This is a genomic window from Saccharothrix sp. NRRL B-16348, from assembly GCF_001280085.1.
GTDB lineage: Bacteria > Actinomycetota > Actinomycetes > Mycobacteriales > Pseudonocardiaceae > Actinosynnema.
The window spans coordinates 100,462-114,881 of record NZ_LGED01000091.1 but is presented as its reverse complement, the minus strand read 5'-3'; the positions used below and the strand labels follow the sequence as shown (position 1 = coordinate 114,881).

General features: G+C 72.3%; 13 protein-coding genes and 1 pseudogene. 6 read left to right on the top strand and 8 right to left on the bottom strand.

The genetic code is table 11. The features are described from left to right. Window positions 1-3: 3 nt before the first annotated feature. Entirely contained in the window at window positions 4-975 is a 972-nt protein-coding gene (gene dapD / locus ADK67_RS10950) for a 2,3,4,5-tetrahydropyridine-2,6-dicarboxylate N-succinyltransferase (protein WP_053716312.1), read from the bottom strand. Between the two features lie 25 nt (window positions 976-1,000). Between dapD and dapE the strand changes: the two genes are divergently transcribed. The 3 genes from dapE to ADK67_RS10935 are packed head-to-tail and all read left to right on the top strand — an operon-like array spanning window position 1,001 to window position 3,388. Next, window positions 1,001-2,080 carry a succinyl-diaminopimelate desuccinylase gene (gene dapE, locus ADK67_RS10945; RefSeq protein ID WP_053716288.1) on the top strand — a complete coding sequence of 360 codons (1,080 nt, stop codon included), beginning with the start codon at window positions 1,001-1,003 and terminating at the stop codon, window positions 2,078-2,080. Between the two features lie 10 nt (window positions 2,081-2,090). Then, complete coding sequence (locus ADK67_RS10940; protein ID WP_053716287.1) at window positions 2,091-2,855, top strand: TIGR00730 family Rossman fold protein; 765 nt, start codon at window positions 2,091-2,093, stop codon at window positions 2,853-2,855. Then, complete coding sequence (locus ADK67_RS10935) at window positions 2,852-3,388, top strand: TIGR00730 family Rossman fold protein (RefSeq protein ID WP_231648118.1); 537 nt, start codon at window positions 2,852-2,854, stop codon at window positions 3,386-3,388. Before ADK67_RS10940 ends, ADK67_RS10935 begins: the two co-directional genes overlap by 4 nt. Before the next feature lie 6 nt (window positions 3,389-3,394). Here the strand turns inward: ADK67_RS10935 and ADK67_RS10930 are convergent, their stop codons facing one another. Both ADK67_RS10930 and ADK67_RS10925 read right to left on the bottom strand, forming a co-directional pair. After that, a complete protein-coding gene (locus ADK67_RS10930) occupies window positions 3,395-4,438 on the bottom strand; it encodes a DNA glycosylase AlkZ-like family protein (protein WP_063797562.1) in 1,044 nt (347 codons plus the stop codon). Further along, a complete protein-coding gene (locus ADK67_RS10925) occupies window positions 4,431-4,802 on the bottom strand; it encodes a DUF3224 domain-containing protein (RefSeq protein WP_053716285.1) in 372 nt (123 codons plus the stop codon). The genes ADK67_RS10930 and ADK67_RS10925 overlap by 8 nt, the downstream gene beginning before the upstream one ends. Window positions 4,803-5,096: 294 nt before the next feature. On the opposite strand from ADK67_RS10925, the gene ADK67_RS10915 reads away from it, so the two are divergent. Then, complete coding sequence (locus ADK67_RS10915; RefSeq protein ID WP_157620108.1) at window positions 5,097-5,759, top strand: hypothetical protein; 663 nt, start codon at window positions 5,097-5,099, stop codon at window positions 5,757-5,759. Window positions 5,760-5,818: 59 nt separating this feature from the next. Here ADK67_RS10915 and ADK67_RS10910 read toward each other — a convergent pair whose 3' ends face one another. Then, window positions 5,819-7,312, bottom strand: coding sequence for a CocE/NonD family hydrolase (locus tag ADK67_RS10910; protein ID WP_053716310.1), 1,494 nt, complete (start codon window positions 7,310-7,312; stop codon window positions 5,819-5,821). 127 nt (window positions 7,313-7,439) lie between these two features. Between ADK67_RS10910 and folP the strand changes: the two genes are divergently transcribed. Beyond that, window positions 7,440-8,300 (top strand): dihydropteroate synthase, encoded by an 861-nt coding sequence (folP, locus tag ADK67_RS10905; RefSeq protein WP_053716282.1) that lies wholly within the window; start codon window positions 7,440-7,442, stop codon window positions 8,298-8,300. Continuing rightward, on the top strand, window positions 8,300-9,202 hold the full coding sequence (locus ADK67_RS48870; RefSeq protein WP_082403375.1) for a glucosyl-3-phosphoglycerate synthase: 903 nt from the start codon (window positions 8,300-8,302) through the stop codon (window positions 9,200-9,202). Before folP ends, ADK67_RS48870 begins: the two co-directional genes overlap by 1 nt. A gap of 197 nt (window positions 9,203-9,399) precedes the next feature. Here ADK67_RS48870 and ADK67_RS10900 read toward each other — a convergent pair. The 4 genes and pseudogenes from ADK67_RS10900 to ADK67_RS10885 form a co-directional block, all read right to left on the bottom strand. Continuing rightward, a pseudogene (locus tag ADK67_RS10900) lies at window positions 9,400-10,524 on the bottom strand (ATP-binding cassette domain-containing protein); the annotation flags it as partial. 59 nt (window positions 10,525-10,583) lie between these two features. Beyond that, entirely contained in the window at window positions 10,584-12,371 is a 1,788-nt protein-coding gene (locus tag ADK67_RS53505) for an ABC transporter ATP-binding protein/permease (RefSeq protein WP_053716280.1), read from the bottom strand. Continuing rightward, the gene (locus ADK67_RS10890; RefSeq protein ID WP_053716279.1) at window positions 12,358-13,203 is read right to left on the bottom strand and encodes a cytochrome d ubiquinol oxidase subunit II; all 846 of its coding nucleotides are present in this window, start codon (window positions 13,201-13,203) and stop codon (window positions 12,358-12,360) included. Before ADK67_RS10890 ends, ADK67_RS53505 begins: the two co-directional genes overlap by 14 nt. A gap of 10 nt (window positions 13,204-13,213) precedes the next feature. Continuing rightward, window positions 13,214-14,380 carry a cytochrome ubiquinol oxidase subunit I gene (locus ADK67_RS10885; protein WP_053716278.1) on the bottom strand — a complete coding sequence of 389 codons (1,167 nt, stop codon included), beginning with the start codon at window positions 14,378-14,380 and terminating at the stop codon, window positions 13,214-13,216. Window positions 14,381-14,420 lie beyond the last annotated feature (40 nt).

Below are 14,420 nucleotides of genomic sequence, written 5' to 3'. Positions count from 1 at the left end.
GGGTTAGTCGTTGGAGTGGAGGGCGGCGTTCAGGGCGATGCCCTGGCCCTGGCGGGGGCGGACCTTGACGACGCCGGTGGTCGAGTCGCGCAGGAACAGCAGGCCCGGCATGCCGGAGAGTTGGCCGGCCTTGACGACCGCGCCGTCCTCGCCGGTGACCTTCGTCCCGGCCGTGATGTAGAGACCGGCCTCCACGACGCAGTCGTCACCGAGCGAGATGCCCACGCCGCCGTTCGCGCCGATCAGGCACCGTTCCCCGATCGAGATGACCTGCTTGCCGCCGCCGGACAACGTGCCCATGATCGACGCGCCGCCGCCGACGTCCGAGCCGTCACCGACGACGACACCGGCGGAGATGCGGCCTTCCACCATGGACGTGCCGAGCGTGCCGGCGTTGAAGTTCACGAAACCCTCGTGCATCACGGTCGTCCCGGACGCCAGGTGCGCGCCCAGCCGCACCCGGTCCGCGTCCGCGATCCGCACCCCCGACGGCACGACGTAGTCCACCATCCGGGGGAACTTGTCGATCCCGTACACGGTCACCGGCCCACGCGTGCGCAACCGCAGCCGGGTCTGCTCGAACCCCTCCACCGCGCACGGGCCGAAGTTCGTCCACACCACGTTGTTGAGCAGCCCGAACAGGCCGTCCAGGTTCGCGCCGTGCGGCCGCACGAGCCGCGACGACAGCAGGTGCAGCCGCAGCCACACGTCGTAGGTGGACGTGGGCGCGTCGGCCAGCGAGCCGATGCCGACCCGGACGCCGACGACCTCGACGTCACGTTCGGCGTCCGCGCCGAGCTGCTTGGCGGCGGCCTCGCCGAGCGACGCCGAGACCTCCGCGGACGACAGCAGCGCCACACCGGGCTCCGCGGTCCCGAGCGACGGCGACGGGAACCACGTGTCCAGCACAGCGCCGGTAGGGGTGACGGTGGCGAGTCCGACGCCGTACGCGCCGGTGGGGTTTGCGGTGCTCACGGGTGTCAACGGTAACGTGCCGCGGGTGGCCGACACCTTGCACCTCGCCGCCGACCCCGTCGAGCTGACCGCCGCGCTGGTCGACACGCCCAGCGTCTCCGAAGACGAGGCCCGCCTCGCCGACCTCGTCGAACGGTCCCTCGAAGACCAGACCGCGCTCGAGGTCACGAGGTCCGGCAACGCCGTGCTGGCCCGCACGAACCTCGGCCGCCCGTCCCGCGTCGTGCTCGCCGGCCACCTCGACACCGTGCCGATCAACGACAACCTGCCGTCCCGCCTGGAGAACGGCATCCTGCACGGCTGCGGCACCGTCGACATGAAGGGCGGCGACGCGGTGATGCTGCACCTCGCCGCCACGGTCGCCGACCCGCGCCACGACCTCACGTTCATCTTCTACGACTGCGAGGAGATCGAGGCCGTCCGCAACGGCCTCGGCCGCATCGAGCGCGAGCTGCCCGAGTGGCTGCGCGGCGACCTGGCGATCGTGTGCGAGCCGTCCAACGGCGTCATCGAGGCCGGCTGCCAGGGCACGATGCGCATCGAGCTCCGCACGAAGGGCGCCCGCGCCCACACCGCGCGCGGCTGGATGGGCGTGAACGCGATCCACGCCATCGGCGAGGCCCTGCGCCGCCTGGAGGCGTACGTGCCGCGCCAGGTCGAGATCGACGGCTGCCTGTACCGCGAGGGCCTGCAGGCCGTGAGGATCAGCGGCGGCGTCGCGGGCAACGTCGTGCCGGACGAGGCCGTGCTGACGGTCAACCACCGCTTCGCCCCCGACCGCACCCCCGAGCAGGCCGAACTGCACCTGCGCGAGGTGTTCGAGGGCTACGACGTCACGGTCACCGACAGCTCGGCGGGCGCCCTGCCCGGCCTGGCCGCGCCGACCACCCGTGAACTGGTCGAGGCCGCCGGCGGCACCCCCGTCGCCAAGCTCGGTTGGACGGACGTGGCTCGTTTCGCCGCCCTCGGCATGCCGGCGGTGAACTTCGGACCTGGCGACCCCACGCTCGCGCACACGCAGCAGGAGAACGTCCCGGTGCACCAGATCCACCACTGCGTCGACGTGCTGCGCCGCTTCCTGAGCCACGACGCGGCGCGCCACTAGACTCCGGCCAATGACGGACAGCGTGGACGAGCACCCCAAGGAGAAGCAGCGCGGACCGGTCGTCCTGCGCCGCGGGCGCCGCGACGAGCTGACCACCACCGACCAGCGGCTGCTGGACTCGCGCGGCCCGAGCGACTGGGTGCACACCGACCCGTGGCGCGTGCTGCGCATCCAGGCGGAGTTCGTCGAGGGCTTCGGCGCGCTGGCCGAGGTGCCGAGCGCGGTGACCGTGTTCGGCTCCGCCCGCACCGGCCGCGACCACCCCGAGTACGAGACGGGCCGCAAGCTGGGCGGCGCGCTGGCCGAGGCCGGGTTCGCGGTCATCACCGGCGGCGGCCCGGGCTCGATGGAGGCGGTGAACCGGGGCTGCTCGGAGGCGGGCGGGTTCTCCATCGGCCTCGGCATCGAGCTGCCGTTCGAGCAGGGCCTGAACCCGTGGGTCGACCTCGGCGTGAACTTCCGCTACTTCTTCGTGCGCAAGACCATGTTCATCAAGTACTCGCAGGCGTTCATCTGCCTGCCGGGCGGGTTCGGCACGCTGGACGAGCTGTTCGAGGCGTTGACGCTCGTGCAGACGAAGAAGGTCACCAAGTTCCCGGTGGTCCTGTTCGGCAAGGCCTACTGGCAGGGCCTGTACGACTGGGTGCGCGACTCGGTGCTGGCCAGCGGCAAGGTGAGCGAGAAGGACCTCGACCTGCTGTACCTGACCGACGACATCGACGACGCGGTGCGCGTGGTGAACGACGCGCACAAGGCCTGGGCGGACGCGCATTGACCACGGTCACCGTCTACTGCGGGTCGTTGAAGACCGTCCCGGACAGCTACCTGGACCTGGCGGCCGAGGTGGGCACGCGCATCGCGGCGCGCGGCTGGTCGCTGACGTGGGGCGGCGGTCGCACGTCGATGATGGGCGCGGTGGCGCGGGCGGCCCGCGAGGGCGGCGCCCGCACCACCGGCGTGATCCCGCGCGGCCTGGTGGACCGCGAGATCGCCGACTCCGACGCCGACGACCTGCTGGTCGTGGACACCATGCGCGACCGCAAGGCGTTGATGGAGGCGCACGGCGACGCGTTCCTGGCGCTGCCCGGCGGCATCGGCACGTGCGAGGAGCTGTTCGAGGTCTGGACGTCCCGCGTCCTGGCGATGCACGCCAAGCCGGTGGTCCTGCTGGACGTCGACGGCCACTACCGGGGCCTCATCTCGTGGCTGGAGGAGCTGCGCGAACGCGGTTTCGTCTCCCGGTTCGCGCTCGACTCCCTCGTCGTCACCGACGACGTGGACCAAGCCCTGGACGCCTGCGGCGCCTGACCCGCGCTAGGCGACCCGGGCCTCCTCCAGACCTCGGGCGACGGCCAACCGCGTCGCCTCCTCCGCGAACATCCCGACGTCCAACGGCACGAACGGCGACACCTTCACGTCCAGCCGGGACCCCGTCGCCTTCGCCTGCCAGGTGCCCAGGATCTCGCCGTCCACGAGCAGCGCGCCCCGCCGACCCAGGATGCGCCACACCTGCTTCTGGTGCGCCTTGTCGGGCACGAGCAGGTCGCGGTCGCGGGCGTTCAGGTAGGGGTCCAACGGCGGCAGCAGCCGCACCACCTCGGGCTCCGGCGGGTTCTCGAACGCCGCCATCCGGTCGGCGGGCAACCACGCCCGCTTGGACACCGCGACCAGGTCGTCCGGCCACACGTCCTTCACCTCCCGCACCGGCGCGCCGAAGTAGTGCGCCACCTCCGACGGCCCGGCGGGACCGTGCAGCCGCAGGTAGTCCGCGATCAACGCCTCGAACCCCGCGGTCTCCCGGGGCACCTCGCGCCTGCCCTCCAACGGCACGAACGTCACCGTCTTCTCCGCCGGGTCGAACCGCAGCCCGGCGGGCAGCACGGCGAGCCGGAAGATCGGGTCCAGCACGTGCGTCGCATCGCAGCCCCGACACCAGCCGCTGACCTCCGCGCGCACCTTCGCCGTGAGCCGCGACGACGCCTCGCCCTTCGTCATCGGCCCCGTCACCACCTCGCGCAGCGCCGACGCCACCTCGTGCAGCACCTCGCGCCCGTGCTCCACCGGCGGCCGGTTCATCCGGGCCACCGCGTCGGCGTCGCTCAACGGCCACAGCCGTGCCGCCAACGACGGCACCTCGTCGTCCCGGTGCCAGTGCGGCGCACCCCGCACGCTCCACGTGAGGGTGAACGCGTCCAGCTCGGGCACCTGCTCCAACCGCGCCGCCAACGCGGGCACCGCCGACCGTTCCGAATCCTGGAGCCCGAGGTCGAACACCCGCAGCCCGGACGCCTCGGTGACGGACCGGTCGAACTGGTGCGCGGCGACCCGGTAGGCGATCACCCGCTCGCGGTCAGCCAAGGTCGGCGTCCAGGGTGATCAGCTCGTGCTCCAGCCGGGCCGTGCCGGAGATGCCCGCCAGCTCGCCGGTGCCCGAGCCCGGCACGATGTGACCCCAGAACTGCGCGTCGTCACCGGACATGACCGCGCCGTGCTGCAGGACGAACGTCCCGACCTTGCCGTCGAGCGTGCCGACGAACCTCTCGGTGCCCACGTACCCGGCGGCACCGTCCGACGGCTGGCACATCGTCAGCTCGGCCGTGCTGGTGCCCTCCATGACGCCGCTGTAGGCCTTGTCCACGAGCGCCCGGCCCAGCTGCGGCTCCGCCTCGTCGTAGACGGTCTGGTCCCACCGGGTGATCTTGAACGTCGACTTGGATTCCATGCGGGGAATCCTGTCAGGCATTCCTGTCACCCGCTGTCAGGGTCAGCCTCGGCTCACCGATCCAGCGGTCACCGCGGAGGTGCGCCATGATGGCGCAGTGTCTGATGACGTCACTGACCGTGATGAGGGCTCCGGCTCGGGATCGTCTGGCGACGACACGTCGAGGGTCACCCAGTCGGCGCAGGTGACCGGTCGGCACAACGTGGTCCTGCAAGTGACCCGCGACGTCATCATCGTCGTCGTGCCGGCGACAGGGCCCGGGTCGACGTCGAAGTGCGCTTCAGCGACCGACCCGTGAAGCAAGGCCCGTCGACCACGAACCGGGTGGGCGCGATCGACGTCGTGGCGTGGCCCGCGGAAAGCGAACGGTGCGCGCGCACCTTGAGGCTGCCCGACGGCGCCGACCGCCCGACCGTCGTCGTCAGCGCGGACTACGCGGACGATCCCGGCACGGCACCGCTGTGCGAGATCGCCGACTCGGCCGCCACCACCGCCGCCACCGTCCTCGACCAGGCCTACTGGGAGGGGCAGCGGATCACCCGACGACCGCCCTTTCACCCGGACTCACTGGCGAACCTCGACGCCTGCGCCGTGCTCGACGCCGAAGCGCTGACCGCCTCCGTGCCCGGCATCGACGCCACCCACCCCCAGGTCGGCTACGGGCGGTGGGAGTGCGGCTGGTCCGGCACGGCCGACCGGGTCGAGGTGGACGTGCGCTTCGACCAGTCGACCACGCCGAACGCGGGCGACGGCCGTCCCACCCGGCTGGGCGACCGGGACGCGTTCGTCACGCCCGGCAACGACCGCTGCACGGTTCACGTCGTGCACCGGCCCGGACGACCGGCCGAGCTGCTGCAACTGTCGGTCCGCGAGTACGAGGCCGGCGAGGGCCTCCCCGTCTGCGCCATCGCCACCACGCTGAGCGAGGCCGCCGTCACCACCCTGCCGAAGGTCTAGCGGGACACCGCGGCTCGATCACGCGCCATCCCGGAGGAAGGGCTTCGGGTCATCGCGGCTCACCCCCGTGGCACCGCCAACCACGAATCCGCACCGAACGCCACCGACGACCCGAGCGCACTCGACCCCTTGTACCGGGCGTCCACGGTGTCCACGACCAGCACCAGCCGGTTGCCCGCCGCCACGTTCCACACCACCGGTTCGAGGTCGACGTCCAGCACCCGCGGCCCGCCCCCGTCCACCGTCACCGGCTTGTGCGTGACCAAAGCGCCCAACCCCAGCCCGTTCACCTCGTACAAGTACGCGTACAGCGTCGTCCGGGCCGCACTCGCCGTCACCGTCAGGCGCACTCTCGGCGTGCCGCTCACCGTCGAACCGCTCCACTCCACCGGTCCACGCCACACCGCCGCCGCACCCCGGTCGATCAACGGCGTCGACACGCCGACCGGCAGCCGCAGGAACCCCTGCAACGCCCCCGACACCAGCACCGTCCCGCTCTCCGCGATGGTGGGCCACCCGGCGCCGATCCGGTCCGCGCTCAACGCCACCGTGCTCGTCCGCGCGGTCACCGCCGCCCACGACGGGTACGACCGCCAGGCGCCCCCGTTGTTCGGCTTGACCTGCACGGGCAGCTCACGCTCGATCCCGTTCGCCGCGCCCTTGAGGTGGTGGTCGAACCATCGCCCGACCGAGGCCCAGATCTCGTTGGGCAACCCCGCCGCGCCGAACAGCTCGGCCGTCGCGTGATCACCCGGCGAGAGCATCAACCGCTTCGGCCCGGTCAGCGCGCCGAAGAAGTCCGTGATCTGGCTCGGCGCGAACAGCCCGTCGTTCCACGCGTTGCCGATCATCACCGCGGCCTTGATGGACGACGCGTACGTCGCCGGCGAGCGCGGCGGCGAGATCGGCAGCACGTCCTCGAACCGGTTCTCCCGGTAAGCGGCTTCCGCCTCGCGCAGCACCGCCCCCGGCCGGCCGGTCAGCTTCCCGGCCGCCAGCAGCAGCTCGACCGCCTGCGCGCTCACGGTCTCGTTCGGGTACAGCGAGCGCGCCAGGTCGGTCCACGTGCTCAGCGCCGCCACCGCCTTGATCCGCGGGTCGCGCGCCGCGGCGAGCAGGGACTGGCCCGCGCCGTAGGAGATACCGCCGACGCCGATCCGCGCCGGGTCGCCGCCGGCGTGCGCGAGACCCCAGTCGATCACCCGGCTGACGTCCGCGACGGTGTCCGGCCCGGCCACGTCGATCTCGCCCGCCGAGTCGTAGAACCCGCGCGAGGTGTAGCTGATCACCGAGTACCCGGACTCGTAGGCCATCCTGGCCGCCGCGCCGACGTACTCGATGTTGTTCACGCCCCAGCTCGACGGCAGCACGATCAACGGGAACGGCCCGCTCCCGCGCCCGGTCGGCGTGACGACGAAGGCCTTGAGCGGCGTGCCGCCCTCACCGGGAATGGTCTGGTAGGCCACCGCGAAACCGGGCGACGCGGCGGCAGAGGGCGGTGCCACCGCGAGTGCCACCACAGCGGCGAGCAGCAGGGGAAGTGATCGGCGCACGAGGTCCTCCTTGACCGTGACCGGGATCACGCAGGGTGTTACCGGCGAGTAAACACTGAACCTACTCGTCAGTAGCAGAGGTCTGTGACGCAGCTCACTTCGTGAGTGGACGTGGCACGATGCCGTCATGCGGTTCGGTTCACGGGAAGTCGCCGGAGATCGCGCGCTGGTGATGGCGATCGTCAACCGGACGCGCGACTCGTTCTACGACCGCGGCGCGACGTTCTCCGACGCCGCCGCGATGGCCGCGGTCGACCGGGCGGTCGCCGAGGGCGCGGACATCGTCGACATCGGCGGGGTCAAGGCGGGCTCCAAGGGCGAGGTGGTGGACGCCACCGAGGAGGCGCGGCGGGTCGTGCCGTTCGTCGCGGCCGTCCGGGAACGGCACCCCGACCTGGTGATCAGCGTCGACACGTGGCGGCACGAGGTGGGTCGCGCGGTGTGCGAGGTGGGCGCGGACCTGATCAACGACACGTGGGCGGGCGCGGACCCGGCGTTGGCCGAGGTGGCGGCGGAGTTCGGCGTCGGCATCGTCTGCTCGCACACCGGCGGCCTCGAACCGCGCACCGACCCGCACCGCGTCCGGTACGCCGACGTGGTGGCGTCCGTGGTCGCGGAGCTGGTCGGGCGGGCCGAGCGGATGGTGGCGCTGGGCGTGCCCGCCGAGGGCGTGCTGATCGACCCGACCCACGACTTCGGCAAGAACACCTGGCACGGCCTGGAGCTGCTGCGGCGGCTCGACGAGCTGGTGGCCACGGGCTGGCCGGTGCTGATGGCGTTGTCGAACAAGGACTTCGTCGGCGAGACCCTGGGCGTGGAGCTGGAGGACCGGGTCGACGGCACGCTGGCCGCGACCTCCGTGGCCGCGTGGGCCGGCGCGAAGGTGTTCCGGGCGCACCAGGTGCGGCAGACCCGGCGGGTGGTGGAGATGGTGGCGAGCATCGCGGGCACGCGGCCGCCGGCGCGCGTCCTCCGAGCGCTGGCCTGATGACCGACTGGTTCGCGGCCAACACGTGGCAACGTCCACAGTGGACCGCCCCAGAACTCCTCGCCCACAAGGGGAACCGCACGGTCAGCGTCGTCCTCCCGGCCCTGAACGAAGAGGAGACGGTGGCCGACGTCGTCGCCGTGGTCCGCCCGCTCCTGGGCACTCTCGTGGACGAACTCGTGGTCGTCGACTCCGGCTCCACCGACGACACGGCCGCCCGCGCGGCCGCCGCCGGGGCACGGGTCGTGCACCGGACCGACGTGCTGCCGGACCTGGCGCCCCGGCCCGGCAAGGGCGAGGTCCTCTGGCGTTCGCTGGCCGCCACCACCGGCGACCTGGTCGTGTTCCTCGACTCCGACCTGGTCGACCCCGATCCGGACTTCGTGCCCGCCCTCCTCGGCCCGCTGCTCACCCGTGACGACGTGCACCTGGTCAAGGGCTTCTACCGGCGGCCGTTGCGGCTGGAGAGCACCGGCGGCGGCCGGGTCACCGAGTTGGCGGCCCGGCCGCTGCTCAACGCCCTGCGGCCCGAGCTGGCGGGCGTCGTGCAGCCGTTGGGCGGCGAGTACGCGGGCACGCGCGAGTTCCTGGAGTCGGTGCCGTTCGCGCCCGGTTACGGCGTGGAGATCGGCCTGCTGCTCGACGCGCACACCCGGTACGGCCTGGCCGGGATCGCGCAGGTCAACCTGGGTGTGCGCAAGCACCGCAACCGGGACCTGCGGCAGCTCGGGCCGATGGCGGCTCAGATCGCGGTCACCGCGCTGCGCCGGTGCGGCGTGCCGGTGGCGTCGTCGACGTTGACGCAGTTCGTGCCGTTCGACGGCGAGTGGCTGCCGTCGCCGGTGGACGTGCCCGCCGAGGACCGGCCCGCCATGCGCTCGGTGCTCCAGCGGTCGCGGTAGTAGCCGGGGGTCCGCACCAGTTCGGCGTGCGTGCCGTCCTGGGTGATGTGGCCGTCCTCGAACACCACGATCCGGTCGAAGTCGACCAGCGGCGCGAGCCGGTGCGTGACCAGCACGACGGTGCCTCGGGCGTGGTCGAGCACGCGGCGCAGCACGGCGTCACCGTGTTCGACGGCCAGACCCTCCACCGGCTCGTCCAGCAGCAGCACGTCCGGGTCGGCCAGCAGGGCACGTGCCAGCAGCAGGCGTTGCCGCTGACCGCCGGACAACGCGTCGCCGTCCTCGCCGACGACGGTGTCCCACGGCACGTCCAAGTCCACCAACTCGGCCACCCGGTCCAACTCCTCCCGTGACGCCTCCGGCCGGGCGAGCCGCACGTTCGCCTCCACGGTGGCGTGGAAGACGTGCGCGTCGTCCAGCACCCCCTTGGCGACGCCGGGGTGCGCGGCGGCCAACGCCCGCAGAAAAGTGCTCTTCCCCGCCCCGCTCGCACCCACCACGCCAACCCTCCCTGCGGGCAGCTCCACGTCCGGCACCGGCGCCTCCACCGCCCGCAACGCCTCCCGCACCCGTCCGACCGACCCCCGCACCTCCGCCCACCGCTGAGCCGCCGCCGCCAACGGCACCGTCACCTCCAGCACCGCCACCGAGCCGAGCACGACGTGCGCCGGCGCACCGGACCGCAGGAACGCCAACGCCACCCCGAACTGCACGACCACGGCCAACGCCGCCAACGCCGCCGCGCCGAGCCCGCCCCGCCGTTCCCGCTCCGCCAGCGCGTCGACCACCCGGCCGGTCGCGTCCAGTTCACGGTCCAAGGCGCCGAAAGCCGTCAGCTCCGCGGCACCGTCCAGCAGCACGACGGTCCGTTCCGCCAACTCCGACCGCAACGGCGCGAGCACCCTCAAGTGCCGCACCGCCACCGCGTGAGCGGCCCACGGGATGACGCACACCGTGACCACCAACCCGACCGCCAACGGCCACGCGAAGCCCGTCGCGACCAACGCCACCACGCCCACCACGACCGCCACCGCACCCGGCAGCGCGCACCGCAGCCACGCGTCCTGCACAGCGTCCACATCGGACACGAGCCGGGTGAGCGCGTCACCTCTGGCGAGCGGGCGGCGCAGCAACGCGTCGTACACCCGGCCGCGCACCTCCGCCAGGTGCCGCAGCACGGCCGAGTGCCCGGCCAGCCGCTCGGCGTACCGCAGACCGCCGCGCGCCAGGGCCAGCGTCCGCACCGCCACGATCGCGACCGTCAACGCCGACAGCGGCGGCTGCCCGGCGGCACGCGTGATGAGCCACACGGCGGTGGTCATGAGCCCGATCCCGGCGAGTTCGGCGGCCACCCCGGCGGCCACCGCGAGCACCAGTCGCCTCATCCGAACGCCACCACCCGGTCGACCTCGCCGAGCACCACGGGCCGGTGCGCCACGACGACCGCCGTCCGCCCGGACGCGAGCCGCCGCGTCGCCCGCAGCACCGCGTCCTCGGTGCCGGCGTCCAGCCGGGACGTCGGCTCGTCCAGCAGCAGCATCCGCGCGTCGTCCCGCACCAGCGCGCGTGCCAACGCGACCCGCTGCCGTTCACCGGAGGACAGCGGGTGCTCGGCGTCGACCAGGTGCGCCAACCCCATCTCGGCCGCGGCGGCGCGCACGTCACCGGTCGAGCCGAGCGCGATGTTCTCGCCGACCGTGCCGGGGAACAGCGTCGGCCGCTGCGGCACCCACGCGAGCTGCCGCAACCACGAATCGCGGTCGATCTCGCGCAGGTCCACCCCGCCGACCAGCACCCGCCCCGACGCGGGCGTCACGAACCCCATCAGCACGGCCAACAACGTGCTCTTCCCGACCCCGCTGGGCCCTGCCAACGCCACCCTCTCGCCGGCCGCGATCCGCAACGACATGCCGCCCAACGCCTCCCGCCCCGGGTACCGGACCACGACCCGTTCCACCACGATCTCGGCGGTCCGCAGATCGGGTGCCCGCACCGCACCCACCACCACACCGCTCACCGACACCCCGCCCACCACCGCACCGGACCGCTCGCCGAGTTGTCCACAGGCCGCGTTCGACGACCCCTTTTCGTCGGTCCTCCCTGGCAGTATCGAAACCGGGGATCCCCCCGGCGGGGACCCCTGCGCAGCCACAGCCGGGGACCCTTGCACGGCCACAGCCGGGGATCCCTGCGCAGGCGCGGTCGGGGACCCTTGCACAGCCGCAGCCGGGGATCCCTGCACAGGCGCGGTCGGGGACCCTTGCGCAGGCGCAGGCGGGGATCCCTGCGTAGCCGCGGCCGGGGACCCTTGCGCGGCGACGGCGTCCAGCACGGCCAGCCCTTCGGCCGACGCGTGGAACTGCGAGCCCGCCGACCGCAGCGGCAGGTACGCCTCCGGCGCCAGCAGCAGCACCAGCAGCGCCACCTGCAACGTCACCCCGCCGTGCAGCAGCCGCAACCCCACCGGCACCGCCACCAGCGCCACCGACAACGTCGCCACCAGCTCCAGCACCAGCGCCGACAGGAACGCGACCCGCAGCGTCCGCATCGTCGCCGCCGCGTGCGCCCCCGCCATCGACCGCACGGTCGCCGCCTGCGCCGCCGCCCGCCCGAACACCTTCAACGTGCCCAACCCGCGCACCACGTCCAGGAAGTGCCCGCCGACCACCGCCAGCCCCTCCCACTGCGCCCGCGTCCGGTCCCGGGTGTGCAGGCCGACCAGCGCGGCGAACACCGGCACCAGCGGCAACGTCACCAGCACCACCACCGCCGACGTCAGGTCCGCGAACGACAACCGCACCACCACCGCGACCGGCACCACAGCCGCCACCACGACTTGCGGCAGGTACCCGGCGAAGTACGGCTCCACCGCGTCCAACCCCTTCACCACGAGCGTGATCACGGACCCCGAAGTCCCGGAAGACCCCGTGGATCCGCGCAACACGCGCTTGCGCAACGAAGCCTTCATCGACGCCGCACAGCGCTGCGTCACGACCCGCCCGCCCCACACCACGCCCGCGCGCACCAGGACCACCGCCACCAACCACCACGCGGACCAAGCGCCACCCAGCACCGCCGCCAACACCTCGGCCTGCGCCAACACCACCACCGCCGTCAGCACCGCCAACACGGCCAGGACGACGACGTACCCCCGGTCAACGTGCCGCACGGGACATCCGCCAAGTCGCCCACTGGAACACCAGCACCAACGGCACCACCACGACCGCCGCCCACGTCAGCACCCGCAACGTCGACACGTCCGCCATCACCGACACCGTCACCACCGACCGCGCCCCGAACACGCCCACCACCGGCAACGCGCACAGCAGCGCGCTGCACCCGAAAGCCACCCGATGCCGCCCCGCCCGCAACGCCACCCAAACACCACCCAACAACCCCAGAGCCACCACCGCCGTCACCCCGAACGCGGGCACCGGCACGGACCCGGCCGTCACCACCGCCGCCACCACGAAACCCGCACCGGGCAGCACCAGCAGACCCGCGATCCGCGACGCCCGCTCCCGCAGCTCACCCGACAACCGCCAAGCCAGGAACACCGCCCCGTGCAACGAGAACAGCACCACCATCCCCGCGCCCCACAGCCACACCGGCCCGCCGAGCACGCGCCCCAGCAGCACGCCCCACCCGACCGCGACCACGACCGCGCCGCCCACCAACAGGAAGTCCCACCCGGGCGACCGCAGCTGCACCGCGACCGTGAAGCACACCAACCCGGACAACAGCACCGCGAACACCGTGTGCTGCGACGACAGCAACTCGCCCTCCAGCCGGGGGAACGCGCCGAACAGCACACCCACCGCCGCGACCAGCCACACCTCGTTGCCGAGGAAGAACGGCGTCACCGCCCGCAACACCGCCCGCCGAGACCGCTCGTCCCGCCCGACCAGCCGCAACAGCACCCCGACCCCGTAGTCGAACCCGGCCAACGCGAAGTAACCGCAGGTCAGGAACGCCAGCAGGACAACCCAGACACCTTCCACGACACACCCCTCACAGAGCCGGGACGAGGGGCGACACCGGCGCCTCGTCCGAGGAAACCGGTCCACGCCGCGCCAACCGGGCGATCAGCACCCAGTCGGCGACCGCGAGCACCGCGAACACCGCCGTGAACGCGATGAACGACACGAGCATCTGGTCCGCGCTCACGTGCGACATCGCGTCCCGCGTCGTCAGCACCCCTTGGACCAGCCACGGCTGCCGCCCGATCTCGCGGAACAGCCACCCGCCGATCGCCGCGACGAACGGCAGCGGGATGCCGAGCACCATCAGGTACAGCGGGAACCGCAGCCGCACCACCCAGTCGCGGAACAGCAGCGGCACGGTCGCCCAGCTCACCAGCAGCAGCACGAACCCGATCTGGATCATGAACCCGAGGCCGGCGCCGTCCAGCCCGCCGACCGTGTCGAACTTCTCCGGCTGGTGGCGCTCCACGATCGGGAACTGCCCGAACCCGAAGCCGATCAGCATGGGCGTGGCCAGCGCGGTCAGCACCACGCCCAGCCGCAGCGACCGGCGGAAGAAGTCGACCTCCGTCGTGCGGCGGATGAAGTGGTAGGCGCTCACGCCGGTCAGGAACACCCCGCCGACGGTCAGCGACGCGAAGCACACGTGCAGGAACGCCGTGCCGAACGTCGGGTTGGCCAACAACGCCGAGAAGTCGACCATCCGCAGCACGCCGTCGCGCAGCTCGTGCCCGGCGGGGTTCTGCAGGAACGCGTTCGCCACCATGATCCAGAACGCGGAGGCGAACGCGGTCAGCGCCACCAGCCAGATCAGCGCCAGGTGCGCCCACTTGTTCAGCCGGTCCCAACCGAAGATCCACAGGCCGAGGAACGTCGACTCCAGGAAGAACGCCACCAGCGTCTCCAGCGCGAGCGGCGCGCCGAACACGTCGCCGGCGAACGTCGACAGGCCCGACCAGTTCAGCCCGAACTGGAACTCCATCACGATGCCGGTCGCGATGCCGAGCGCGTAGTTCACCACGTAGAGCCGACCCCAGAAGCGCGTCATGCGGGCGTGCACGGGGTCGGCGGAGAGCGTGGCCCGGGTCTGCATCACCGCCACCGACGTCACCAGTCCGAGCGTCAGCAGCACGAACAGGAAGTGGAACGACGTCGTGGTGGCGAACTGGAGCCGGGCCAGTCCGAGAGCATCCATGAGTAGGGACGGTATATGTAGGCAGACAACTCAACATCGG

Coding starts and splice junctions, on each gene's coding strand:
- ADK67_RS10925 (WP_053716285.1), bottom strand. CDS start 4,802: ATGGAATCCAAGTCGACGTTCAAGATCACCCGGTGGGACCAGACCGTC.
- folP (WP_053716282.1), top strand. CDS start 7,440: ATGCGGTTCGGTTCACGGGAAGTCGCCGGAGATCGCGCGCTGGTGATG.
- ADK67_RS10885 (WP_053716278.1), bottom strand. CDS start 14,380: ATGGATGCTCTCGGACTGGCCCGGCTCCAGTTCGCCACCACGACGTCG.
- ADK67_RS10940 (WP_053716287.1), top strand. CDS start 2,091: ATGACGGACAGCGTGGACGAGCACCCCAAGGAGAAGCAGCGCGGACCG.
- ADK67_RS48870 (WP_082403375.1), top strand. CDS start 8,300: ATGACCGACTGGTTCGCGGCCAACACGTGGCAACGTCCACAGTGGACC.